Genomic DNA, 26,496 nt, shown 5'->3' on the forward strand with positions numbered 1-26,496 from the left:
TTTTCATATTCTTCCATAGAATAGTAAGAATAATATATTCAGTCAATAGAAAACAGGAATTTACAATGACAACAACTAAAATTCACTTATGGACAGTAAAAGAATACCATAAAATCATAGACTATGGTATTCTCACCCCAGAATCTCGTGTCGAACTTTTAGAAGGTCATATTATTAAAATAAACCCTCAACGTGCCCCCCATGCTGCCACAACTCAACGGACATCTGATTATTTAAAAGCTCAATTAAGTCAGCAAGTTTATATTAGAATGCAGTTACCTATTACATTATCAAATTCTGAACCAGAGCCAGATATTGCTGTAGTTAAAATCGATCCATTATTTTATGGAATTCACCACCCTACTCCACAGGAAATATTCTTTTTAATTGAAATTTCTGACACGACTTTGAAAATAGATAGGCAAGAAAAAGCACTTATTTATGCCAAAGCAAATATTCCCGAATATTGGATATTAGATGTGAGTAACCGTCAAGTTTATGTCTGTCGTTATCCTACAGCAAAAGGTTATCAATCAGAAACTATTTTGTCAGATAATGAAGTAATTAATCCTTTGAATTTTCCATCAGTTTCTTTATCTCTGACAGAAATGTTTTTGCCATAGTATAGGTTGTTATATATAATCAAATTGAACAGCTATTATTGTGGCGTTTTATAACTAAAATTACTGTCCGACTTGAAATATTTGTTCTGCTGTTAAATTTATTTCGGGAAAAGTAGGGGAAACCACCACATTTTCACCTCCAAATAAATTGAGGATATATTCACCTTCAACTAAATAGTAAACCGAAATAGTTGGCTGTTTGGGGTTTCCAATATAGCGCCCACCTCCTAACCCTAAATAATCAATTATCCAATACTCGTTTATCCCTAATTTTTCATATTCTCTCAACTTCATTAAATAATCATCTTGCCAATTTGTACTTACTACTTCTATTGCTAATTTAACACTTTTACCTTTAGTAATGGTGGAGCGCTTATTCCAAATAGGCTCATTAACCTCCCCCCTTTCAAAGGGGGGTTGGGGGGGATTTATAACATTAATCATCCAATACTATTACATTAGGAATATAAGCAGATTTATCGGAATCTATAGCCTTAATTAGTCCTTGTCGAGGCATAAAAAAAAGGAAGGTTTAAACATTTAATTTCCACACTTAATTCTGAAGCGATAAAACCAGCTACTTTTTCGTTAGTTCCAGTAGATTGCACTTTGATAATTTCTCCATTATGTAATTAAAACCGACCATAACCATCAGGATACTATTCCCATTAATACTCCTTTTGATATATTAATTATTAATTATTAATTATTGCAAAATATCCTGTTTTGATTCTGGAATCAGCATTTTAGTAATCCTTTTGATATATGGATTATTAATTATTAATTATTAATTATTACAAAGCCAAATTGAAAATCTCGTTAGCAGATAAATTAAACTGGGGAAAAGTTGGGGAAACAATTAAAGCTTTTTCAGTAAAAGAAATCATCTGATATTCTCCATCAACTAAACTACAAACAAATAATGTCGGTTGCTTAGGATTACCAATAAATTTTCTCCCTCCCAATGCTGCATAGTCAACTATCCAATACTCCTCAATACCCATTTCTTCATAATCTCGAAATTTATTATAATAATCATCACGCCAATTAGTAGAAACAACTTCAACAATTAACTTCACCGAATCAGAATTTTGAATAATTGATTCACTTTCCCAACGGGGTTCGGCATCAATAACTTCCTTGTTTAAAACAATTATATCCGGTTCATAACCAGATTTTTCACCAGTAGGTTTAACAATAGATTCTCTAGGAATAGTCCAAATACCACCTTTATCCATCTCCCTAATACTTATCAATAATTGCTCAATTAAAGAACCCGTTAAATTAGAATGTTTTCCCCTTGGTTTAGGCATTTCGATAATTACTCCATCATGTAATTCGTACCGGAGTTTTGAATTTTCAGGATACCAGATGATAAATTCATCAAAATTATATAGTTTTGGTTGAGCTTGGGTATAAGTCATTTCAGTTATCAGTTGTCATAATATCATTTTTGCTTCAATACTTATGTTTAGTAATACTTGAGCAAATTATACTCCATTTTAGCCTCTTACTCCACCGATCGAGTCTTTTTTCACCTTTGAGAAAAACACAGCGATCGCCCATTTCAGTTATCATTTATCAGTTATCAGTTATCAGTACCAACTTCCCAAACGTAAAAGAATTTTATCTTGCAAGTATTTTCCTTTCCAAGCATTCCAATTTCTGATAAATTTCCTAGTAATTGTTTACAATTGAGTGAGGCCAGAAACCCAGTTTCTTATGTAGGCTGAGAAACCCAGTTTCTTATGTGGGCTGAGAAACCCGGTTTCTTTAAGAAACCGGGTTTCTGATTAGCTCCGAACATAATTTACTACAAGCCGATAAATTTTTTAACTGTACAGGAACTACTTAAATTTATTTGAGCTTGTGGAGCTAGAAACCCGGTTTTTTCAAAAAACCGGGCTAGTCAGGAAGTAAGGACTCTAGAACGTGTGGGGACATAAAGAGTAAGCCCAAAAATCTATGTATGCCCAAAAACCCTCGTGAGGCCAGAAATCCGGTTTTTTACCCACCCCAGAAACCCAGTTTTTTACCCACCCCAGAAACCCGGTTTCTGAACCGAGGTCGGGTTTCTGATTACCCAGGTCTATTTTCTTTTGGCTATTGGCGGGTTTATTAACCAATTTATCTCTTTGTACCTCAAAAGCATGGAAATTACTATATCTTAAAAAATGTAATCTAACTAAAAATATCTCTACGCAGATGAAACCAGAAACCGAGTTTTTCCTAGACTTCTATTGCTCAAAACAAAGATTTATCGTAGAAACCGGGTTCCTCCCTTGTAAGTCCTAAAAATATAATCTACAGCAACAGACAAGGCGATTAGGACATGGACTGATGATGAATCAAAGACCAGGGAAAGACTTTTCCACCTGTTCCCACCTTCTGTGTTCCCAGTTAAGTGCTATAACTAAAAAAATCTCTAAACTATGAAACTTCAAACTACTTGGCAATTAGGCAGTAATAATCCAGAAAATCCTAATAATCTAGATACTATTCGTCAATGGTGGGCAGCTCTAGCCGGAAAAGAAATTACCTGGCGACAACGACTAATTCCTGATAGTGGAGATATTTCCCAACTTGATTGGGAACCACAAAGATTTGATGAAATATTTCTGATTTCTCAACCAGAAATTCGTGGTATTACTCTTTATTGGCAGAAACCTAATTCTGCGACAGAAAGCAATACAACTCCACAAAAGTTAGCACTAAATCATACCCGTCAAGAGTTATATATTTTTCCCCAATCTCAACAAAGTTTGGTAATTAGAGTTGGATTATTAGAAGTTAAATATCAAAGAATTGAACTGAATAATCCTGAAGTTTTTGTGGAAAATAATGTTTTATTATTTCAGGATAAAAACCAGTTATTAGAAGTACAAATTAAACTAACTTCTGAACAATTAAATCAATTAAATAATTTCCTAAAAAGTTAAATAATAAGGTGCAGGTTTTTCCCAGAGAAGACAACCTACCCCTCTATCCATTATCCATAACTCTTGAAACCCTTACAGCGATTTTCATTTCAGTAAACCACAGTAGGGACGTTCCATAACAAAAATGCGTTTCATGTCGCGTAGCGATACGTCCCTACAAGATTTTGGTTATGGTGACGTGGTTCATCCATTTGCAAAGCTCTGTATGATGAGCTTGGGGAGTTTGGGAGGTAAGAATTTTGCCTACTTTTCTCAAAAAAATATATTTTTCAACACACTTTAGTCCCAAAAGAGCCGTTCCCAGACTTAGCCATAATTTGTCAATTTTGTCAAACCTTATTTTAAGAAATATGTAAGTAATGGATAGCTCGACTGAAATTAGAAAAACTTACCCTTATCAGCTCTCCCCATCTCCCCATCTAATTTTATAGCTTCCAAATAAGTTCTATAAGAGACAAATTTTCAAGTTAGACTCACTACCACTATAATTAATTTCAGTAATTTTAGATAGGACTTGCGCAACATAAGAAAATATACACCACTTGTAGCAGCAAATACAATTCTCTCTTACTAGATATGCTGCTTTTGCCTAAGTCCTGTTAGAATCAAATTGTTTTTTGAGTCACTAAAAAAATTAATATATATGAACTTACCTGTAATTTTAGATATTGTCATTGGATTAATATTTATTTACCTTAGTTTCTCTTTACTATCAAGTGAAATTCAAAATCTGATAACTATAATTTTGCAATGGCGAGCTACCCACTTAAAAAAATCAATAGAAGAATTAATTGCTGGTGAACTTCATATTCAAAACTACAGTTCCCCATCAAATCCGCAATTAGAAAAAACGAAAAAGTTAACTAATTCTTTATATCAAAATCAATTAATTAAAAATCTTAATTACAGTGGTGGCAAAGGTCCTTTAGAAAGAGGATTTCGGAAAATTGTTCAACGTATTGGCAGTTTAATAGAAAGAATAACTGGAAATGAAAATACTTTTGGTCACCCAAAAACAGGTCCTTCTTATATTCCATCAAATGCTTTTGCTGCTAGTTTAATTGATACTTTGAAAATCCAAGAATCAATGAAAGAAATTAGCGAATATAAACTAGAATATTTTCTAAATAAAACTTTAATTAGAATCAAGAAAATTTTATATGAATTACATATAGAAGATTCTAGAAGTAAGCAGATGATTAAAAATGAATATAAAAATTTAATTCAAGAATTTAAGCAAATTTCTCACAACTATAAAAACGATTTAGCTAGTTTAAATTTGACCTTGGAGCGAATATTAGACAGACTAAATTTATATACAAAAAAAACTGTAAGATATGTGTCAGTGATAGACCATTCTGAATTTAGTAGTAAAATGAATTTAGTGAGGCGAGTATTAGTAAATCTCCAGGAAAAACAAGTCTTGATTGCTGATATGGAGCCAAGTTTTTCTAATCTATTAAAGTTCTGGGGAAAGGTCATAGAAATAGGAGAATCTACAAAAGCAGAATTTAAAGGTAATCAGGGAAGGATATATCAAAAAATTAAAGATACTGTTAATATACTGCCTGAATCTTTACAAAAAAGTTTATATATTTTAGCGCAACAAGCGACAACAAAAATTGGAGAAACAGATAATGCTTTTCATCAATTTCAGGTAGAAATTGAGAAATGGTTTGATAATAGCATGGAAAGAGCGACTGGTGTTTACAAACGTAATGCTAGAGGTGTTGCTTTTTTGATTGGTTTTACTATTGCTATAGCTGCTAATGTTGATACATTAAATATCATCGATCATTTATCAAAAGATACTTTGATGCGAGCCACTATTAGTAATTATTCTGAAGAGTTAGTGAGTCAAGCTAATGATAATCTCAATGAGGAAGAATTACAAAAGGTTCAATCTCAAGTAAATTTGGCTCTAGATAATTTAGAATTACCTATTGGTTGGAGTCAAGATAATAATAATAAAACAAGTGAAAGTCAATTATCTATTTATTTAGTAGGATTGAAAAAATTATTGGGTTGGATAATTAGTGGAATCGCCATATCTATGGGAGCTAATTTTTGGTTTAATTTATTGAAGAAGATTTTTGAGTTGAAAAAATAGAAAGCTCGCACTTTTTCAAGACTTAATATAAGTATAGCAATCCTAAATAAGTTATAAAATTTGATGGTAGGGGTTTGGTCTCCCAACCCATATCGGTCTCCCAACCCATATCTATAATAAGTTATAAAATTTGCTGGTAGGGGTTTGGTCTCCCAACCCCAGCTTTAAGGGATTTGGAAACCAAACCCCTACAGTTTTATCTCACAAATCACTCTATATTCCTATAGTTCTTCTAATATTGTAAACCTGACATGATTAATTGCCAAATTACCAATTGAAACTTCTTCTTTGTTAACAGGAACTCCCTTATTTTTAATACTTTCAAATTTAATTCCTTTACCAATTTCTACATGATACCAAGCTAAACCCATAAAAAATCTCAATGGATAAGGACCACCTTCATATAAATCATCAGGATTTGACTCCATTGGAACCCAACCAAAACCAGGTAAATAAAACTCTAACCATACATGATTAAATTCTGGCTCCAAAGGTACGCCTTTTCTATCAGCAAAAGCCGGACATTTATAACGACCTATTGTTCGACAAGCAATACCATTTAATCGCGCTAAAGCTAACAATAATCCCACATATTCTCCGCAGGAACCAATACCTCTTTCCAACACAATATCTGGAGTTTCAATCTTAGATGTTACTTCATAAGAAAGTTGATCGTAGACATAATTTCTAATATTTAAAAGTTGACGTAATATATTAGTTTCTCTTCTAACCGCTTCTTCAGCACCTCGAATAACTATCTCTTTATCCATTGCCAAATTATCATTATCTACCAAATATTTGGCTTGAAAATCTGGTGGAAGTTCGGGAATATTTTCTACATTAAAAGGTTGAATTTGATACTTAATTGCCCTAACTTCTAATAAAGCTTTCCAACCAAAGATTCTTCTTTCTGTTTGACGTAGTGGTTGAAACCGAAAAACCGCAACTTTTTCTCCATCTTGAATTTCTTCAGTAAAAGGCATTCCAATCGCAGAAATTTCCCTAACTTTTTGTCGATGAGTTTCTGAAGGTAAAGCCATACGCCATTCTAAATCTTCTAAAAATACTTCATCTAAAGGTTCTAATTCTTCCACATAAGACATCTCAATTAAAAAACCATTAGAAACCGCATATTTTTCCTGTTCATTATAATAGAAATTAAGAGGATGTATGAAAGTGCGATCGCGCTTACTTAATTGATATTGTTGTGCCGAGTTGGGGTCATCTCTAATATAAAGTTCATCCCCAGAATAAGCAACATAAAGTTGTCTTTCTCCTGTAGTTAAATTCCGATAAAATGCTAATCCAGTTGGAGATTCAAAAGGAGTTAATACACTAAATTTTACTTGACCAGTTGCTCTTTCTAAACAATAAACAGTTTGTTCTTCGCGATCGCAAACCCACAATTCTTCGTCGTATACAGTAATATTTTCAAGCCCTATTCCTGGAGCATAAAATCCTGTAATTTGTTGTTTAGTATTTTTATCAAAAACTATAATTTTTCCCAATTTTTGACAGGTAACATAAACAGTTGATTCCCAAACAGCAATTCCATCAGCATTATAAGGTAAAGTAAAAAAATGCTGCCATTTTAAGACTTTTTCTGATGAATTACTGATAGCATTGAGACAGAAATAAATTTTATTTTCCCATGTTAACCAGAGAGTATCTTTCCAGATAGAAATACCAGTAACATCAACAAATTCATCAGTTTGATAAGGATTAATAACAATAGTGTTATCTGTTTTTGGGTCGATTTTTAGCAGAAAACCACGGTTTTTGTCAATAGCATAGAGAGTCTCTCTGGCAAAGACAATACTATGCAATGAAGCTACTCCAACTGGTCTAATCGTCCGTAGTCCATTATTTGGTTTTTGGGTATTTTCAGATGATTCAAAATTCATGTTAAATTTAGAATAAATATTGTCAAGAAATCTTTTTTTTTGAGTATTGATTTTATACTATAGCAATCCGTGCATAGATTGCGAAAAATCAAAAAGTAGATAAAAAAACCAAAACTCTTATCTGTTCTCTGTTCCCTAAAAGTAGTAAGATTTTTATACACAAATATATTAGAGGATTGCTATATACGATTATTAGATATCTCCAAAAAGAAAAAACAGGAAATCAATTCTTATCCATAAATTATGAATTATTTCTCCCTATTGCCTATTGCCTATTCATTTATTGACAAAGTTAAATAGTTTGTGTTCCAACTTCAGAAAAAACTTATATTTGTTATCATTTTAGAACTGTAGTTCCTTTTAGCAATTAACAATGAAAAATTAATAATTAATAATGGTTCCTTCTTAAAAGAAGGGGATTGCCTAAAAGGAAAACTTTTTATTTATCCCCTTAAAGGGGGAGGCTTTAAACCTGAACTATTGAATAAATAATTATTGAATATAAACTCTTGATTATTAATTATTAACTATTAATTATTAATTGTTTTGTAAGCCTTATTTATGTAATATTTTCGTAAGTATTTCCTGGGTCATGCTGCGCCAACAGCTATTAGCCATCAGCCGTCAGCAAATCCTATCTAAGATATGAAAATGGCTTTAAATAAATATAACCTTTAAGGTCGCCTTTGAGAGTAAGATTCAATTTACCCCAACAAAGCCAAGCTTTTATCCACAAATAAAATAAATAGCTGACCGCTAAATACTGACTGCTATTTGCGCAGCATTCTCCAGGAAATGCTTACATATTTTCAGTCTTGAAAGTAAACCATTTTTTAGAATAAATTTTTAATATCTAGTTAATTGGAGAGTAAGCATTTCCTGCCAAATGCCCACATTATTAATTATTATCCCTATCCATTATTAATTATTAATTAGGGGTTGCTGAATAAATCTAAAAGTCTTTAAAGATAAAAGTTTTAGCCTTTTTAAGTATGGAAAAAGTAGCTAGTTTTTGGCTGTTGTGGTCTGAAAATGGTAAAGTTTTGACACTAAAAATCAGAAAATTTGGCCGTAGCAGATAGTATAAACAGTTAAGTGTTCCCACCTTCTGTGTCCCCTTTCTTCACTAACAAACTTTTTCAGCAAACCCTAATTATTAACTAGACAGTGCAAAGTTCTAGGAATAACTATTGCTAGCTAAGAATTTCAGCTATCTAAAAGTTAGAAACTTTCTACTGAGAACTGTAGGTGCTATAAACCTTTACCAGTAATACTTTAACCCTTGAAAATAAATAATTTTTTAGGAGAACTTTAAACTCTCCAGTATTATTAATTATTAATTATTCATTATTCATTATTTTCCTTATTCCTAAAAATGTTAAAAATTATCTTATTAACTCCTAGCACATTGATAATTATTTGCCTATTAGCTAATCAAGCTATATCCGAAACTATAACTATAAATAAAAATAAATCATTCAGCAAAACTTCTTCAGGACTCACCCATAAATCTGGTTTATTAACTAAATTTCCCAATTTTAAAAATAATAAACATAATCAACCTACTTTATCAGTTGATTCGTGTAAATTTTGTTCATTAACAACCGAGAAAAAAAATATTTCCGCACTCAAAAAATCTAAATTTAGATCATCTAAGTTAACTTCTGAAAATAAGGCAAAAGCCAAGAAAAAAATTAATCCCAAAATTTTAATATCTCAAATAAAAAAAATAGAACAGATAAAATTAATTGCAGATTCAAAAACCTATCCTCAACCAAAACATATTCCACAAATACAAACACCAAAACTAACTGAAACCTTACCCCATAGTCAACAAATACTTACTTCCCCTAAACTAATCAATACTTTAACCAAAACCCCATCAACCTATGCCCAAAATACTCAAACCAATCCATCAGTAAGACCAAACTTACCAGAAAACCCCCGACCAGAGCCAAATCGCGATCGCTTTCTCCAACCCCTTCCCCAACCAACCGAACCAGAAACCCCCAAAAAAGAGGAACTAGAAAAACCACCATCTCCCCAACCTCTTCCAGATGAACCAGCTCAACAGATTCCTGTCCAGAAAATTTTAATATTAGGAAGTACAATTTTAACCCCAGAAGAAATTAATACCCTCGTTAGGCCATTAGAAGGACGTTCAGTCACCTTATCAGAACTTAGACAAGTAGCAGATAAAATTACCGAAATCTATCTAGAACGTGGCTATATAACCTCCAGAGCATTTTTACCTCCTCAAACCATCACAGAAGGAACCGTTGAAATTCAAGTTATAGAAGGCATTTTAGGAGAAATCCAAATTGAAGGGACAAAAAGACTAAGGGACTCCTATATCAAAAGTCGCATCCAACTTGGGGGCAGAAAACCATTAGACACTGCTAAACTAGAAAATCAGCTACGGTTGCTTCGGTTTAATCCTTTATTTGAAAATATTGAAGCTAGTTTACGAGCTGGAGAACAACCAGGAGAAAGTATTCTCATTGTTCGAGTTACAGAAACAAATCCTCTGGAATTGAGTATAAATATTGATAATTATTCTCCTCCTACCGTTGGTTCCGAAAGAGCTGGTTGGACTGCCCTACATCGTAACTTAACTGGGCGGGGTGATTTTTTGGTAGTATCTTACAATACTACTAGGCTTTTTAACGATGAATCAGATGTCTTTGACTTTATCTATAGTTTGCCTATTAATGCCATGAATGGTACTTTGCAGGCAAGAGTCGCACCAAATAGTAATAGAATTGGTCAAACTTTTGATAATTTGGATATTAGTGGCACAACAGATGTATACGAGCTTAGTTACCGTCAACCTATATTGAGAAGTCCCAGAGAAGAATTAGCTTTGTCTTTGGGTTTGAGTTATCAGCAGACAAAAACTTTCCTTAATGATGAACTTTTTAATTTTTCTAACCCAGATGACGCTCAGGATGATGGTATTAATACTACTACTGTGATTAGACTGGGACAAGATTATATTCGTCGAGATTCTCAGGGTGCTTGGGCCCTGCGATCGCAATTCAATATTGGTACTGGTTTATTTGATGCTACTGTCAGACAAGACCCAGAACCTGATGGACATTTCTTTAGTTGGTTAGGCCAAGTCCAAAGAATCCAGAGATTAAGTCGTAATCATTTATTAATTGTCCAGGGAGATTTGCAATTGTCCTCAACTCCTGTATTACCGTATCAACAATTTATTATTGGTGGTGGTTTATCGTTACGGGGCTATCGTCAAAATATTAGGTCTGGAGATAATGGTTTTCGGTTTTCTATTGAGGACAGAATTACGGTTTATCGGGATGAGTCTGGTTTGCCATTGATACAGCTTACTCCTTTTATAGATATTGGAGCTGTCTGGAATGATGGTAATAATCCTAATAATGAGTTTCAACCAGACCAAAGATTTTTGGCTGGAACTGGAGTAGGTTTAATTTGGCAACCTTTGCCAGAGGTTGATTTGCGTTTGGACTATGCTTTTCCTCTGGTAAATCTTGATGATCGTGGCAATAATGCTCAAGATTCTGGATTTTATTTTAGTGTAATTGTGAGACCTTTCTAATTTAAGTCAAAAGTCAAAAGTCAAAAGTCAAAAGTCAAAAGTCAAAAGTCAAAAGTCAAAAGTCAAAAGTCAAAAGTTAAGTAGGGTGTGTTAGCGATAGCGTAACGCACCAGCAAATCAAAAATGGTCCAGTAGGGTGTGTTAGTAGATTTTTGTTGGGTTGAGGAACGAAACCCAACCTACGTTTATTCCACTAATTTTGACTTTGGAATTATTTTTTTTGTTGTAAAAATTAACCTTGACTGATTATTCTCCTCAATAATTGAATTTATGACAAGCCCATAATTCAATACTCAAATTCAACTCAATATCAATTTGAGCCTCAAAGTATTTGATAGCTTAGATTTCAGCAGCAAAATTTTTTCTTAATATATGATTTTATCAATTTTTTTTAATATTGTAACTATTTAATAATAATAAAATAAATAAAAATTTTAATAATGATAAAATTTAGATTAATTATTACTATCAGCTCAAAAAATAAACTTTAAAATCAATCAAAATAAAATAATCACTCTTAGACCAGTTTATAAAATTTGACCCTCTTTCTTTTTCTATTGAAGTTAGACAATAATCTCAATTGAGGAGGCAAAAAAAATGGCTACAGGAAATTAGAAATCAGAAATCTAAAGTAATCTCTGACCTGAAAATCAGGTTTCAAGCCTATCCATTCCAGGATTTACTGATAACTAATAACTGAAATGCCTTATTTAACCGGGGCTGGCTGATTAAATATAAAAGTCTTTATATATAAAGGTTTTAGGCTTTTTAGGTGGTAAAAAAGTACGCTGGTTTTGGCTCATGAAAACTGCTCAAGTGAGTATTTGGGTAAAACAAAAGCGCCCAAGTCAGGGGATAATTTTTCCGATTTATCGGGAACCGTGTATGTCTTCTACAACTCCTTATTCCTCTTGACTCTGTAAGGACGTTGCATAAGGACGTCCCTACTACTCCCTACTCCCTACTCCCTACTCCCTACTCCCTACTCCCTACTCCCTACTCCCTCCCTGCCTTAGCAGAAAGACAATTAAAGCGCAAACCCTACCTAGATAATTATTAGGAGAAAAAAAGTGAAACTATCAGTATACGGAAAAGGTGGAATTGGTAAATCTACAACAAGCTGCAATATCTCAGTTGCCCTAGCCAAACGTGGTAAAAAAGTTCTACAAATCGGTTGTGACCCCAAACACGACAGTACATTTACCCTGACAGGATTTCTAATTCCCACAATTATTGACACCTTGCAAGAAAAAGACTATCATTATGAAGACATTTGGCCAGAAGATGTCATCTATAAAGGCTATGGCGGTGTAGACTGTGTAGAAGCAGGTGGACCTCCCGCTGGAGCAGGTTGTGGTGGCTATGTTGTTGGGGAAACAGTAAAACTACTCAAAGAATTAAACGCCTTTGACGAATATGACGTAATTCTATTCGACGTATTGGGCGACGTAGTTTGTGGAGGTTTTGCCGCCCCACTAAACTATTCCGACTACTGCATGATAGTTACAGACAATGGTTTTGATGCCCTATTTGCAGCGAACCGGATAGCCGCTTCTGTACGAGAAAAAGCTCGTACCCACCCCCTACGTTTAGCTGGCCTCATCGGCAACCGTACATCAAAACGTGATTTAATCAATAAATATGTAGAAGCCGTACCAATGCCAGTATTAGAAGTTCTCCCACTAATTGAAGATATTCGAGTCTCTCGTGTTAAAGGCAAAACCCTCTTTGAAATGGCCGAAACCGATCCTTCTCTACAATATGTTTGTAACTATTACCTAAATATCGCCGACCAAATTTTGGCATTGCCAGAAGGAGTAGTACCCAACGAATCTCCAGATCGGGATTTATTCTCTTTGTTATCTGACTTCTACTTAAATCCCAGTCAAACTCAAGTTAAGTTGGAGGATGAAGAGCTAGACTTAATGATGGTTTAATAGATTTAGCCGTTCTCAGGATAAGGAATACAAAAATCATGGTTTTCTTTAAACAACTATCAACGTCCCTCAAACAAAAATGGTTAGAGTATTACCAAAAAAACCGCCCTTGGTTAATACTCCACATGACAGAACAAAATACAGTCCAAACTCCCGATGGAGGTAGGAGACCCGTATCATACCTTATCCTGGGAATTCTCAATGCCCTGGATCCAGAATTAGAAGCGCTAATGTTGCCTTTCTCTAAGCTCAAGGCCGATGCAGATAGTTTAATAGAGGTTTTAGAGTTAAATTTTGACCCTGACATTGCCATAGGGAAAAAATCAGGTTCTTCCCCAGATAAGTCAACATCTATAGGTCAGACAAGTGAAGATTCTCACGAGTCACCAGGAGCAGATCAGCCAATTATGCCAGATATCATTGAAGATTCTGATGATTTGGGTACTGCTGCTGCTGCTGCGATTACTGGAGCTGCTGCTGTGGCTGGAGGAGTAGCATTGGCAGCAGGATTAGATCAAAATGGCAATGATTTATCTGTTGATGACCAAGATGAATCAGATTTGGCACTGGAAAGTGATGATGAGTTGATTTTAGATTCTGGCTCAGAAGTTGAGGATGATTTGGAATTAGATATGGTTCCCGATCAATCGGATTCAGAAACAGATGATGATTTTAATTTGGAATTAGATACGGTTCCCGATCAATCAGATTCCGATTCAGAAATAGATGATGATTTTAATTTGGAATTAGATTCAGATTCAGATTCAGAAATAGATGATGATTTTAATTTGGAATTAGATTCAGATTCAGATTCAGAAACAGATGATGATTTGAATTTGGAATTAGATTCAGATTCAGATTCAGAAACAGATGATGATTTGAATTTGGAATTAGATTCAGATTCAGAAACAGATGATGATTTGAATTTGGAATTAGATTCAGATTCAGAAACAGATGATGACTTAGATTTGGAATTAGAATCAGACTCAGAAACAGATGATGACTTAGATTTGGATATAGAATCAGCAGCAGATGAGTTAGATATGGCAGCAGATTCTGGCTCAGAAATAAATGATGAGTTGGAATTGAATATAGAATCAGAACCAGATGATTTAGATTTGGAATTAGATATGGTTCCCGATCAATCAGATTCAGAAGCAGATGATGATTTGAGTAGTATTGACCTTGATGATTTAGGTGACAATCAGTCTGATGATCTTGATATAGATGCCAATGGCTCTAATTTTCTGGCAGAAGATATTCCCGATCCATTCGAGGATACATCAGCTAAGTTACATGAGTCAGGATTGGATGATCTTGGTGATGATGATATAGATTTATTTGGTCAAGATTCCTCAGATGAAATTGGCGATCTAGATCTCAGCGACTTAGGAGATGATTTGTCTTCTGATGACTTAGAAGACTTAGATATTGACTTGGATGGAGAAGATTTGAGTTTAGATGAAGCCGATCTAGATTCTTTAGCAGGAGATAAAAAGTCTTCTCAAGATGATCTTGAAGGATTGTTGGGTTAAGTACCAAGAATACTAATTCTGTAAGCATTTCCTGCGGAATGCTGCCAAAACAGCCATTAGCAGTCAGCCAACCTCCTGCGGAGGAACTGCCTCTTGCAGAGGAGCTGCCTCTTTCATCCGAAAATATAAGGAACCGGGAAGATGTCCCCATACAAAAAACTATTAAAATCTCAAGCTCATTTATGCAATGCCATTATAAAAATAGCTAATACAGGACTTACGCAAAGGTACTATATATAGTGTGTCGGTGCGTTGTCGTTGTACGCTAAAACACCCTACTAGACCCTTTCACCTTAAAATGGTGCATTAGAAAATGGGGAGATGGGATGATGGGGGGATGGGGGGATGGGGTGACGAAAAAAGCTATTGCACTATTTTAGGTGAAATAATGCACTACCAATAGCTGGAAAAAATTAGGAATTATATCAAATTCATTAGTATCCTTAGAATCCAAAGCTGTAGGGGTTTGGTATCCCAACCCTCTACAAACAATGCTATGAACATCTAGCAGGGTTTTTTGACTGGAAAAAATTAGGAATTATATCAAATCCATTAGTATCCTTAGAATCCAAAGCTGTAGGGGTTTGGTCTCCCAACCCTCTACAAACAATGCTATGAATATCTAGCAGGGTTTTTTGACTGGAATTATATCAAATCCATTAGTCTCGGTAGAATCCAAGGCCGTAGGGGTTTGGTCTCTCAACCCTCTGCAAACTAGGGTTTTTTGCCAATACTCAATGCTGATGGTAAAACCTTATTCTCCAAAGCCAGCGGATTTGATATCGCACAAAATATTAATAAATTAGGAGTATTTTTTATGACTAATACTGTTCAACCAGAAGGTTTAACTTTTGAATGCGATACAGGCAATTATCATACTTTCTGCCCGATTAGTTGTGTATCTTGGCTTTATCAAAAAATTGAAGATAGTTTCTTCTTAGTAATAGGTACTAAAACCTGTGGTTATTTCCTCCAAAATGCTATGGGAGTAATGATTTTTGCTGAACCTCGTTATGCAATGGCTGAGTTGGAAGAAGGTGATATTTCAGCTAAGTTAAATGACTATGATGAACTCAAACGTTTATGTGTACAAATTAAGCGCGATCGCAACCCTAGTGTGATAGTTTGGATTGGCACTTGTACCACTGAAATTATCAAAATGGATTTGGAAGGTTTGGCTCCAAAATTAGAGGCAGAAATTGGTATTCCGATTGTGGTTGCTCGTGCTAATGGTTTAGATTATGCTTTTACTCAAGGGGAAGATACGGTATTAGCAGCAATGGCAGCTCGTTGTCCGAAACAAGTTTTAGAAGCAGAAAAAGAGGAAAGAACTGGCATTCAAAAACTGTTAACTTTTGGCAGGAAAAAAGAGGAAGTGGCTGCGGAAGAATCTGAGTATTTTAATCATCCTCCTTTGGTTTTATTTGGTTCTTTACCAGACCCAGTTGTAACTCAATTAACTTTAGAATTGAAGAAGCAAGGAATTAAGGTTTCTGGTTGGTTGCCTGCCAAACGTTATACGGAATTACCGGTTATTGAAGAGGGGTATTATGTATCAGGTTTAAATCCTTTCTTGAGTCGTACTGCTACTACTTTAATGCGTCGTCGTAAATGTAAATTAATTGGGGCGCCATTTCCAATCGGACCTGATGGAAGTCGGGCTTGGATTGAGAAAATATGCTCTGTTTTTGGCATAGAAGCTAAAGGTTTAGATGAAAGAGAAAAGCAAATTTGGGAGAATTTAGAAGACTATATTCAGTTAATTCGTGGTAAGTCTGTCTTCTTTATGGGAGATAATTTATTAGAGATTTCTTTGGCTCGTTTTTTGATTCGCTGTGGGATGACTTGCCCAGAAATTGGTATTCCTTATATGGATAAAAGATATCAAAAGGCTGAGTTAGAAATGTTAGAAAAAACTTGTCAAGAAATGGGTACGCCTTTGCCAAAGATTATTGAGAAACCTGATAATTATAATCAGATTCAAAGGATTTATGAATTAGAGCCAGATTTGGTAATTACTGGTATGGCTCATGCTAATCCTTTGGAGGCACGGGGTATTAATACTAAGTGGTCAGTTGAATTTACTTTTGCTCAAATTCATGGGTTTACAAATGCTCGTGATATTCTGGAGTTAGTGACTCGTCCTTTGCGCCGAAATCATGCTTTGAAAGATTTAGGTTGGAATAAGTTAGTAAAGGAAGAAGCTAAGGTTTAATTAATGGATTTTTAGTGGGTTTTACTAATGGATAATTGATAATTGATAATTTGAGATAGTTTTCATTATTGATTATCCATTAATTAATAGATATACTAATTTTTTAGGAGTCGGAAACTAAAAGAAAGCTGAGATTTTATAGGCAAATCTAGTCAGTCGAAAAATTCTGATAATTTTGCCAATAAATATTTTCACATCGAGTTAGACAAATACTCTGGGTTAGTTTTGAGAATTTACTGATTTAGATTTCAGGCAGATAGGAGATGATAATTTTCTGATTCTACTAATTTTTTAGGAGTCGGAAACTATGATCAATGACCCTCGAAAATTAAATCTTACTCATTATTAATAGATTTAGAACCAAGCTCTGTACTCAAATACCTCTAAACTGTCTAAATATAATTTCTACTAATCTATAGAAGCTTTAACATTGTTTTTGTTAATAAAAAAAATCCTATTTTTTCTGAATTATTACAAAATATTTCACGAGCTTGCGTTGTTTCATGGATTTGTATCATACTGATACATTAAGGTATGATGCCAATGTTCTGTTTAAAATCAAAATTACTTCTTTAAAATAAACCTACAATCAAGTATTTACGTTAAAACTATTCTAGATATTGAGATTTGTCACTAGGTGGCTAGAAGCTGAAAAAAACAAATTTTGCAGAAGTAAAAATACCTAAGTAATTATAGGCATTGACAAAATATTACAAATAGTGTAAAAAACTGAGCTACTGATTAAATCTCAAAAAAATTACAGATAAAGGCAAGTGTCTTTTTCGGTCGGGAAAAAGTACCTGGTTTTTAGCTTTTCATGCACGATTCCCGAAAAATAGGATTTTGGATAAACAAGAACGGAAAAATGAAGGTAAAATTATTACCCCTACCTTATCTCTCTTCCTACCCTCCCACACTCTGCTTTTTTCAGCAAACCCTAACTACTCCCTACTCCCTACCTTAAAAAGACTTTTTAAGAATTAACAACTGATTTTGCTGTTTTTACCTGGTTTGGATTAATTGCCGCTTTGGGATAAGCAATACGTTTGTGATTGTACTGCTCCCAAACCTGTACAAAAATCTCCGCAATACTCGACATTTCTCCCCTTGTCAAACCAGAATCAACCAATTGATTATCCTGCCATCGTGCCCGCATAATTTTTTTCACCATTTGCAGCGCATCCTTATGAGTAGCATCCTTCAGCGATCGCAACGCTGCCTCACAAGAATCTGCCAACATCACAATACCTGTTTCCCGTGACTGAGGAATAGGCCCTGCATAGCGAAAAACCTCTTCCTTCACCACCTTTTTTGTCTTTTCATTTCTTTGCTTGGCTTGGTAATAGAAAAAAGCAATTAACATCGTACCCTGATGTTCAGGAATAAACGCCGTAATAGCGTTCGGCAACCTATGCTTACGAGCCATGACCAACCCTTCAGTAACGTGCTTTTTAATAATTTCTACACTCACCCACGGATCATTAATTTGATCGTGTTTATTCGGTCCTCCCATTTGATTTTCAATAAAACCTAATGGATCGTGCATCTTACCAATATCATGGTACAAAGTACCCGTTCTCACCAATTCCACATTGCAACCAATTTCTCTTGCTGCTGCTTCCGCCAAACTTGCCACAAACATAGTATGCTGAAAAGTACCAGGTGCTTCCGATGCCAAACGCTTCAATAAAGGACGATTAGGATTAGCCAACTCAGACAAACGGATCGGAGTAATCAAATCAAATAAATGCTCCAAATATGGACTCAAACCCAAAGCCACAATACTCCAAAGCAGACCCGCTAGTGCTTGTAAACCCACTGGAGCCATAATTGCAGACCATAATAATTCCGAACTAGCACGAACAATCAAAATTGTCAATAAATACACCAGACCTTGAGTTAACCCCACCCCTACACCCAAGAGAGCCTGTTCCTCACGGGAGCGCATTTTTTGAGCTACCAGACTACCAACAATACCACCAGCAGCACTAGCAAACCAATCTATCCCATCAACATCCATACCAATAGGGAGTACCACAGATATCAATCCCACCAATGTTACTCCCATAGTTGAACCATAGAAGTTTCCTACCAACAAACCAACTGCTGGTAAACTACTATTCCAAGGAACTTTGAACCCCACCAGTAACGGCGCACTTAAACTCAATAATAGTAAAAGTATATTATCTCTACGCCTCAATCCAGATTGTAATTGTGTTTGTACTATAACTACTATACCTACAGCGCCACTCACAATACAGACAAATACCACTAAGCTACTCCAATTTACCCTCCGGCGACTCAGAGTAAAGTGGTCTAGCAATATAAATGCCTTGCGGTTAATTTTTTCTCCTGCCTTGACAATAACTTCATTCTTTCGGACTTTGTACTCTACAGGTTTAACATCTTCTGCTGCCAACTCTACTAATTTCTTAGTTCCTTCTAAATCTTTTACTAAATTAGCCTCCAAAACATTCTTCAAAATTTTAATTGCTAAATCTTCACTTTCCGAGGGAACTACACCAGTGACCTGAACTTTTAGTGCTTTAAACCATTCCTGTCTGGGAAAATTTGGGGATATTCCTTGAGCCAACATCCGAGCTTTTACTATTTGAACACCCACCTGAGTTTTTTCCCAAACAGCATCAGATAACTCTAGTAAAGTAGGATCATAAACCTTATAACCTTTATTTTCTCCATCTTCACCCAAAATTTTTGTAGCGTTTTGATAGGAGTTGCGAGCTTGGGATACCTCTTCTATAATTTGAAGGTAGTTTTCAAATAAACTTCCTTTACGATATGCTAGTAATTCGGAAATTGCTTTTCTATCTCTAGTATTAATGACTGTAAGAATATTTTTTTGATTATTTTTTGGTATTGATGTTTTGCCAGACAATTCTTCTTCTACTGAAGCTTGTATTTCCACATTATTGTTTTCACTTGTAACTTGTTCTGAGTTTTGAGTTGCTGTAGGAGAAGTAGTTCTTTTTGATTCAGGACCAGGAGGTTTTTCTTGTAATTTTTCCTCAATTATTTTTTGAATAACCTGCCACTTTTCTTGGGAAACTTGACGTAAATATTGTTGAGTAGTGGTTGATAATATACCTGTGTTTACAAAAGGAAAATTACCAACTTCTTCTCTAGCTTGATTACCCAGTAGCAATATTTCTTTTAATTCCTTGTCCACCCTTTGATTCACTGATTCATTAATCATAAACACAGTGATATCCCCAAGTCTTACTGACTTACGCTTCTGCTCAGTTAATTTACTATCAATTACCACAGCATTATCTGGAGCTTTTATGGTTTTTGGAGAAATAATTTCCTCTCTCAATTCTGGTTCCCTGTAATAACCTTGACCCATAGTAGCTGTTAGGGATGCTATTGCAACTACAACCAACATTGGAGAAGTCGCCATAGTTGACCAACGGGATGTTTTTTCTGTTTTCTGGGGTTTCAACAATTTCCCAATTAAATGTGTTAGATACATATTTCTTGATGCCTAAACATCATAGAGTTTTCAAGAGCTACTAGCTGAATGGGGGCGAGGTGAAATAACATTGCTGGCAACAACTGTCGGCATTATACTTGGTGTAATATTTGGATCATAAACCCCACACCAAACTGCCCAAAGGTTTTTTGCTAACTTCATAATCTCTATTTCATCTTTCATGCTCAAAAGTTCAACCCCCATTTTTTGTCGCCATTCTACAGGAACTCCAAAAATACTATTATAAGCTCCTGACAAAGTACCTACAATAGTACAGGTTTGAGTTGTCCATCCTGTTCTTGCGGAACGTAATACTGCTAAACTAAAGTCTTCTGGGGTACTTAAAAAGCAATATAGGGCCAGAGAGATAGGTGTGAAAAAAGTAGAAGATAGGGACTTTTGTTGACCTTGCCACAGTATTTGCTGTTTTTCAATATATTTAACATCTTCTGAGAAATGATTTATGGCTGCATCTAAATTTGCTCCCTCATTAATCAATTTGTCTACTTGTCTAAGTTGTCCTACTAATGGTTCTTTTTCCCCAATATAGTCGATAATTTTTGGTATAATGTTTAGTGGTTCTAGTCTCTCTGTCAAAATTTGGGTTATTATATATCCAACTACTAAATTGCTGAGATTAACTTCTAAATAATTTTTCCAAACTTTTCCCCATTCCTCCAATTTTTGTTGCAGTTTCAATTTATTATCATGGTAAAGCAAGGAAACTGGCAAACTAGAAATAATTGCATTACTGGCTGTTGGGTTGAAAATATCGTCATTGTTTATGTAGTTAAGACTAGGCTGTTTATTATTAACTATGCTTACTAATTTTTCTAACTCTTTTGGAGAAGATTTTATTGTTGTATTTGGAGCATTAGTATAGTCTTTTTTCTGATTCCACTTATCTTGCCATTCTTTATAAACTTTTTGCCAATCATCTTGGTTAAATTCCTGTTTTCTAATTAAACTTTCTGAAGAATTAACAATAATTTCTACCCATTTTTGTAGTTGTTTTTTCTCATAATTTGATAGGTGTAATTTATCTTTATTAATAGATAATCTATAATTTTCCCTATTCTTTTCTATTTGATTCTCAAAGTAAAAACCTACATAACTTCCTAAAACTGCTCCTAGCAAAGCACCTTGAAATTTACTCAAGAGAGAATAGTTCACTATTGTTTCATTTATTATAAAATTTATAGTCAGTATTCAGCCTTTAGCTAGGCTATTTATATTAGGAAATGCGAAATTCAGCAAAGAAAGAATTAACGTCCAAATAAAATTAAAAGTTATAAATAAAATTAGTCATTATAACCTTAGAATTGCTTAATTACTAAAAATAGCTATTGGTGAAGTATTGCGCAGGAAATGCTTAATACTTACAATCTATTTTATCTTTGTTATTTAATTTTCTGACACTATCTTATCTAGATATACTAATCCTAAATAGGTCGTAAAAATTCCAAAAATAGGGATAAGCTCCAAAGCTCTTGCCCATTAGCTATAAAAAAGGCAATATTTTTGCTCCGAATAAAATAGGACTGCTATGCACAGGACTTTGCAGAAAAATTAAAGTATAAAGCCTATTCATTCATGGAGAAAAAGGAGTATTTACCGGAGTTTGTCATAGGATTGGATGCTTTTAGGGAAATAGCTTCCCGCTCTTGCAAGGCAACTCCGAAGTACGCCATATCCAATCAACCAAGAAAAGAAAAAAATTCTTTTTAGCCAATCCTCTTCTTTATAAGAAAAAGTAATAATTAATTGTTAATTATTAATTATTTAAACTCCTTGTATGTATCATAAGGTTAGACAAATATTTAATTATCCCTATTTTGAAGATAATTAACTATTGCTTTTAGCCCCAAGACATAACTTTCTGAACCAAAGCCACTAATTTGACCAATAGCTACTGGTGCAATAAAAGAATGATGTCGAAATTCTTCTCGACGATAGATATTACTAAGATGAACTTCTACTGTAGGAATATTCACTCCAGAAATAGCATCCCTAATAGCAACACTGGTATGGGTATATGCACCACCATTAATAACTATGCCTTGGTGCTGCTCACTACTTGAGTGAATTGCATCCACCAAGACACCTTCATGGTTAGACTGTAATAGAGAGACTTTTACTCCAAGAACTTCAGCTTCTTTCTCTAATAGTCGATTTATATTATCTAAAGTTACTGAGCCATATATTCCTGGTTCCCGAAGACCCAGGAGATTTAGATTCGGCCCATGTACAACTAAAATACTAAACAAATTATGTACAAATTGAATTATAAAATTGTTAACGACGGGAGCGGTCGTTTACTGGAATAGGAATAGGTTCTGGTTCTGGTTCAAGCTCTGGACCCAATAGAGCTTCAATTAGCTTGCGAGTCCATTCCTTTAATTTTTCTAGTACCTTTTCAATATAATCCATTAATATCGCATTCCCGCTAGGTACTCTCACCATAGGTATGTTATTTTACTTCTACAGTGAGGGGTAAGCGGGGCGGGTTCTGCCGCTTCCCTTTTCATATAATGTCACTTGGATATTTTAACAACTGAGCCACAATCAATATAGATTATGGCCTTTTGTTGGTTGATCTTTACTACTTCTTTATACTAACACTTTCTTTTGTTGTTGGTTGAGAAGGCCATCAAGTTATGATTAGTTTATTGGACAGAAGTATGGACGAAAATTACTCACCTAGGGTTAATTATAATCAAGTTTTCTGATATTGTCTTTTTCAGTAAGCATTTCCTGGGTCATGCTGCGCCAACAGATATTAGCCGTAAGCACTTCAGCAATTAGTAATGAATAATTAGTTACTTCTGAGAAATTGGGAAGGGGACTTCGGCAATAACTTTTTATTCTTTCCTAGAATGAGTCCTGTACTGCCCACACTTCCCACACTCTCCTTACTTTTTAGTCGCTCAAGTTGAAAAAATTGCACTTTTTCAGAAATTAAAAAGGCTAAAACTTTTACCAGTAAACGCTTTGAAATTTACAGTACTTATGAAAAGGCACTATATATAGGGTACTGGTAAGTTACGAGATACACTAACGCACCCTACTGCATTGTTTGATCTAAAACTGTACATTAGGAAGAGAGGGTAGGGGCTGTTTGATCCGTAGGGAAGTTTTGCGCTCCGCTTTATATGTCGCGTAGCGTTAACGCGCGTTGTGCGAAGCGCAAAACGCTGCGGGACATGAAACGCATTTTGGCCGATGCAACGTCCGTACAACGAGTTTTCACCTATTAAGTTAGCTAAACCCGCCCCTAATGATATAGCGAACTGTCCTAGGGGGCGGGTTTATATAAATGTTGGAGTAAACATGAAAATTATGGCTCAAACCCGCCCCTACGCTTTGCACTATTTTAGGTGAAACAGCCCACTACTGCATTGTTTCATCTTAAATGATGTAATAGATGTAGATTGGGTTTCGTACCTCAACCCAACAAAAATTTTTCTCTTGTAGGGACGCCTTTATGGAACGTCCCTAGTTACTCCCCAACTCCCCTAATCCCTAATGCGCCATTTTAGATGAAACAGTTCACTACTAATAGCATTTATGCGTAAGTCCTAATTTAATCAGCAAGCCCTAAAATATAGTCACAGCAAGAATTTAACTTGGCAACCTCAGACTTTTGCTATAACTTCCTTCTTAATAAGTCAAGAGCAGTACAAGCACTAACTCTTCTTATCCAATCACGATCACGTAAAGGACTAAAGCGGTATTCAAAACTTTCTACCTGATCTTCAGACCTAGCTATGCCAATATAAACTAGACCTACAGGTTTAGTGTCAGTTCCTCCTCCAGGTCCAGCAATACCAGTAATACTAATTCCCCAGTTAGTTTCTAATTTGTTGACTATTCCACTTGCCATTTGCTTTGCTACTGCATGACTTACAGCACCTTCAGTAACTAAACTGCCCTGCTCTACATCTAATAAGGTAATTTTTACTTGATTTTCATAAGCTATAACTCCACCATGAAAATATTTTGAACTGCCTGGAGTAGAAGTCAACATACTACCCAAATTTCCACCCGTACAAGATTCTGCCACGGCTAAAGTTTCGCCTCTTTCTAATAATAATTTTCCTACTACTGAAGCGAGAGAATCATCATTAATGCCATAACAATATATTCCAGCAATATCTCGTATTTGTTGTTCTACAGAGGCAATTAATTTATCTGCTAATTCCTGAGACTCAGCACTGGCAGAAATTCGTAATTTTACTTCTCCAAAATTCGCATAAGGAGCAACTGTGGGATTTTTCCCTTCGAGTAAGGGTGCTACTTTTTCTGCTAAAGCTGATTCTGAAATACCCCAAAATTTTAGGGTGCGACTATAGATAGTTTCTCCACACCAACCTTGACTCTGAAAATAAGGTACAGCAGTTTGTTGCCACATCTGTTTCATTTCCGTGGGAACTCCGGGAAATGTCATTATTGTGACATTTTGTACTGGTTCCCAAATAATTCCTGGAGCTGTACCTATGGGATTAGGTAAAATAGTTGCACCTTGGGGAATTAATGCTTGTTTTCGGTTGCTGGGAGTCATGGTGCGACCCCGATGGGCAAATTTTTTGGTAATATCTTCGATGATTTCCGGTCTTTCTATAAGTGGGGTGTTAAAAAAGTCGGCGATAGTGGTCACTGTTAAATCGTCTGGGGTTGGGCCTAACCCTCCTGTGAAGATTAATATTTGAGACCGTTGGGAGGCGATCGCTAATACTTGTTTGTTAAACTAAGCCAGCTTGTTACCAAACCGACTCGTCTTCAGAACCGGACGTGAGACTTTCACCTCATCACGGCTCCTCTCTTAAACGTTCCTTGTCATGAATACATCCCTACCTCAAAACCAACATATCGTCAAGCCATAAATAATTCTCAGGTAAGTCCTGTGGCTTTGGCGCATGGATATGTTTTATTGTCTAAAGCAGTTTTAGTATCGTGGCAATGTCGGTGCAACAATTGTTTATTTTTCATCGTGTTGTCACCACCAAATGACCTTGGTTTTATATGGTCTATTGACCTAAGGTTAGTTGGCTTAAAAGTTAGTCCACAAAATGCGCATTTATTCTTTTGCCGTTTTAACAGCGTTGTGACTTCTTTCCTGACGCCTGGATATTTGACAATTCTATTACTCCAATAAGTCCAGTCGCCGTCATCAGGGGATTTATTACCTTTCACCTTGATGTGCCGTACAATAAGAACATCTGAGTGTTGGTTTAGTATATATTCGCCATTATTGAGAACCCAGTTTCTGGTTCCTATTGAGGGGAAATACTCTTTCTTCACCCATTTAGCTGGCTTATTTGGATGTCTTCTACTTGCCCATCTCCATAATCTTTTCCATAAGAGCATATCCAGTTTATTGAATACCTCTTTACTGACGACGGTAGAGAAGTAGTGAGCAAATCCCCTGATTATCGGATTTAACTTAGCGATTATTGCTTTAGTAGGGGCAGTTTTGTGAGAATCACATATATCCGCCAATTTCCGGTAATGAGTTTTTATACTCTTGGAAGATGGTTTAATCAGCGTCTTAAATCCGTTTTTGGTTGACTTTACCTTCCACTGCCTGACCGTGAAGCCTAAGAAGTCAAATCCAGGTTTGTTCCCTTCATATTCCTCCAAGGTGTGGGCAATTTTGGTCTTTTCTGGTTTTAGTTCTAATCCTACTTGGGTTAACCATTCCTGTATTACGGTTTTTGCTTGCAAGACTACTTTGATATCTTCGTGTAAGATTACGAAGTCATCAGCATAGCGTATTAAAGAGAGACTATATCGTTTATCTCTTTTGGAAATTGTTTTTCCATTAGGGTATTTAAGTGGAAAATTTTCGATAAATTCCATTAGCCTGTCTTCCATACCGTGCAGGGCGATGTTTGCTAGTAGGGGTGATATTACCCCGGACTGTGGTGTTCCTTCCACAGTGTCTGAGAATTGTTTATTGTCAAATACCCCAGACTTTAGCCATTGTTTAATTAATCGTCTATAGGGGGATTGACCAACTTTTCCCAACAGTGCATCATGGTTAATTTGGTCAAAACATTTGGATATATCAGCATCTAATACATACTTGGGTTTATGGTTGATGCTGACATAGATTGCCTCAATGGCATCATGTGTTGACCCCCGGAAAAGACCATAACTATTA

At 35.2% G+C, this 26,496-nt stretch carries 15 protein-coding genes and 1 pseudogene; 7 read left to right on the top strand and 9 right to left on the bottom strand.

Translation table 11 applies throughout. The features are described from left to right. The first annotated feature begins 65 nt into the window (after positions 1-65). Entirely contained in the window at positions 66-623 is a 558-nt protein-coding gene (locus VKJ25_RS12895; protein ID WP_324237035.1) for a Uma2 family endonuclease, read from the top strand. A 60-nt stretch (positions 624-683) separates the two neighbouring features. On the opposite strand, the gene VKJ25_RS12900 is transcribed toward VKJ25_RS12895, so the two are convergent. Together VKJ25_RS12900 and VKJ25_RS12905 are read right to left on the bottom strand one after the other, a co-directional pair. Then, a complete protein-coding gene (locus VKJ25_RS12900; RefSeq protein WP_324237036.1) occupies positions 684-1,067 on the bottom strand; it encodes a Uma2 family endonuclease in 384 nt (127 codons plus the stop codon). 350 nt (positions 1,068-1,417) lie between these two features. Next, entirely contained in the window at positions 1,418-2,047 is a 630-nt protein-coding gene (locus VKJ25_RS12905; RefSeq protein WP_324237037.1) for a Uma2 family endonuclease, read from the bottom strand. Positions 2,048-3,055: 1,008 nt separating this feature from the next. Between VKJ25_RS12905 and VKJ25_RS12910 the strand changes: the two genes are divergently transcribed. Both VKJ25_RS12910 and VKJ25_RS12915 read left to right on the top strand, forming a co-directional pair. After that, positions 3,056-3,562: a hypothetical protein gene (locus VKJ25_RS12910; protein ID WP_324237038.1), complete on the top strand. Its 507-nt coding sequence runs from the start codon at positions 3,056-3,058 to the stop codon at positions 3,560-3,562. Positions 3,563-4,205: 643 nt separating this feature from the next. After that, the gene (locus tag VKJ25_RS12915) at positions 4,206-5,672 is read left to right on the top strand and encodes a hypothetical protein (protein WP_324237039.1); all 1,467 of its coding nucleotides are present in this window, start codon (positions 4,206-4,208) and stop codon (positions 5,670-5,672) included. Between the two features lie 221 nt (positions 5,673-5,893). On the opposite strand, the gene VKJ25_RS12920 is transcribed toward VKJ25_RS12915, so the two are convergent. Beyond that, positions 5,894-7,576, bottom strand: a complete 1,683-nt coding sequence (locus VKJ25_RS12920; protein ID WP_324237040.1) for a transglutaminase family protein — start codon at positions 7,574-7,576, stop codon at positions 5,894-5,896. A 1,375-nt stretch (positions 7,577-8,951) separates the two neighbouring features. Between VKJ25_RS12920 and VKJ25_RS12925 the strand changes: the two genes are divergently transcribed. The 4 genes from VKJ25_RS12925 (at position 8,952) to VKJ25_RS12940 (ending at position 16,843) form a co-directional block, all read left to right on the top strand. Next, positions 8,952-11,156, top strand: a complete 2,205-nt coding sequence (locus VKJ25_RS12925) for a ShlB/FhaC/HecB family hemolysin secretion/activation protein (protein ID WP_324237041.1) — start codon at positions 8,952-8,954, stop codon at positions 11,154-11,156. A 1,070-nt stretch (positions 11,157-12,226) separates the two neighbouring features. Next, positions 12,227-13,093: a ferredoxin:protochlorophyllide reductase (ATP-dependent) iron-sulfur ATP-binding protein gene (bchL, locus tag VKJ25_RS12930; protein ID WP_324237042.1), complete on the top strand. Its 867-nt coding sequence runs from the start codon at positions 12,227-12,229 to the stop codon at positions 13,091-13,093. A 38-nt stretch (positions 13,094-13,131) separates the two neighbouring features. Continuing rightward, a complete protein-coding gene (locus VKJ25_RS12935) occupies positions 13,132-14,628 on the top strand; it encodes a DUF5331 domain-containing protein (protein ID WP_324237043.1) in 1,497 nt (498 codons plus the stop codon). An 817-nt stretch (positions 14,629-15,445) separates the two neighbouring features. Further along, a complete protein-coding gene (locus VKJ25_RS12940) occupies positions 15,446-16,843 on the top strand; it encodes a ferredoxin:protochlorophyllide reductase (ATP-dependent) subunit N (protein ID WP_324237044.1) in 1,398 nt (465 codons plus the stop codon). Positions 16,844-17,816: 973 nt separating this feature from the next. On the opposite strand, the gene VKJ25_RS12945 is transcribed toward VKJ25_RS12940, so the two are convergent. The 6 genes and pseudogenes from VKJ25_RS12945 to VKJ25_RS12970 all read right to left on the bottom strand — a co-directional run. Continuing rightward, the gene (locus VKJ25_RS12945) at positions 17,817-20,333 is read right to left on the bottom strand and encodes an HD family phosphohydrolase (protein WP_324237045.1); all 2,517 of its coding nucleotides are present in this window, start codon (positions 20,331-20,333) and stop codon (positions 17,817-17,819) included. Between the two features lie 30 nt (positions 20,334-20,363). Continuing rightward, positions 20,364-21,506 carry an ADP-ribosylglycohydrolase family protein gene (locus VKJ25_RS12950; protein ID WP_324237046.1) on the bottom strand — a complete coding sequence of 381 codons (1,143 nt, stop codon included), beginning with the start codon at positions 21,504-21,506 and terminating at the stop codon, positions 20,364-20,366. A 647-nt stretch (positions 21,507-22,153) separates the two neighbouring features. After that, entirely contained in the window at positions 22,154-22,600 is a 447-nt protein-coding gene (gene aroQ, locus VKJ25_RS12955; protein WP_324237047.1) for a type II 3-dehydroquinate dehydratase, read from the bottom strand. A 28-nt stretch (positions 22,601-22,628) separates the two neighbouring features. After that, positions 22,629-22,763: a hypothetical protein gene (locus VKJ25_RS12960; protein ID WP_324237048.1), complete on the bottom strand. Its 135-nt coding sequence runs from the start codon at positions 22,761-22,763 to the stop codon at positions 22,629-22,631. Positions 22,764-23,979: 1,216 nt separating this feature from the next. Then, positions 23,980-25,074, bottom strand: a pseudogene (locus VKJ25_RS12965) (competence/damage-inducible protein A); the annotation flags it as partial. Between the two features lie 149 nt (positions 25,075-25,223). Next, positions 25,224-26,496: group II intron reverse transcriptase (locus tag VKJ25_RS12970; protein ID WP_324237049.1), on the bottom strand; the 1,273-nt coding region annotated here is incomplete at its 5' end.

Origin of the sequence: Okeania sp., from assembly GCF_035285525.1 — a bacterium.
GTDB lineage: Bacteria > Cyanobacteriota > Cyanobacteriia > Cyanobacteriales > Microcoleaceae > Trichodesmium.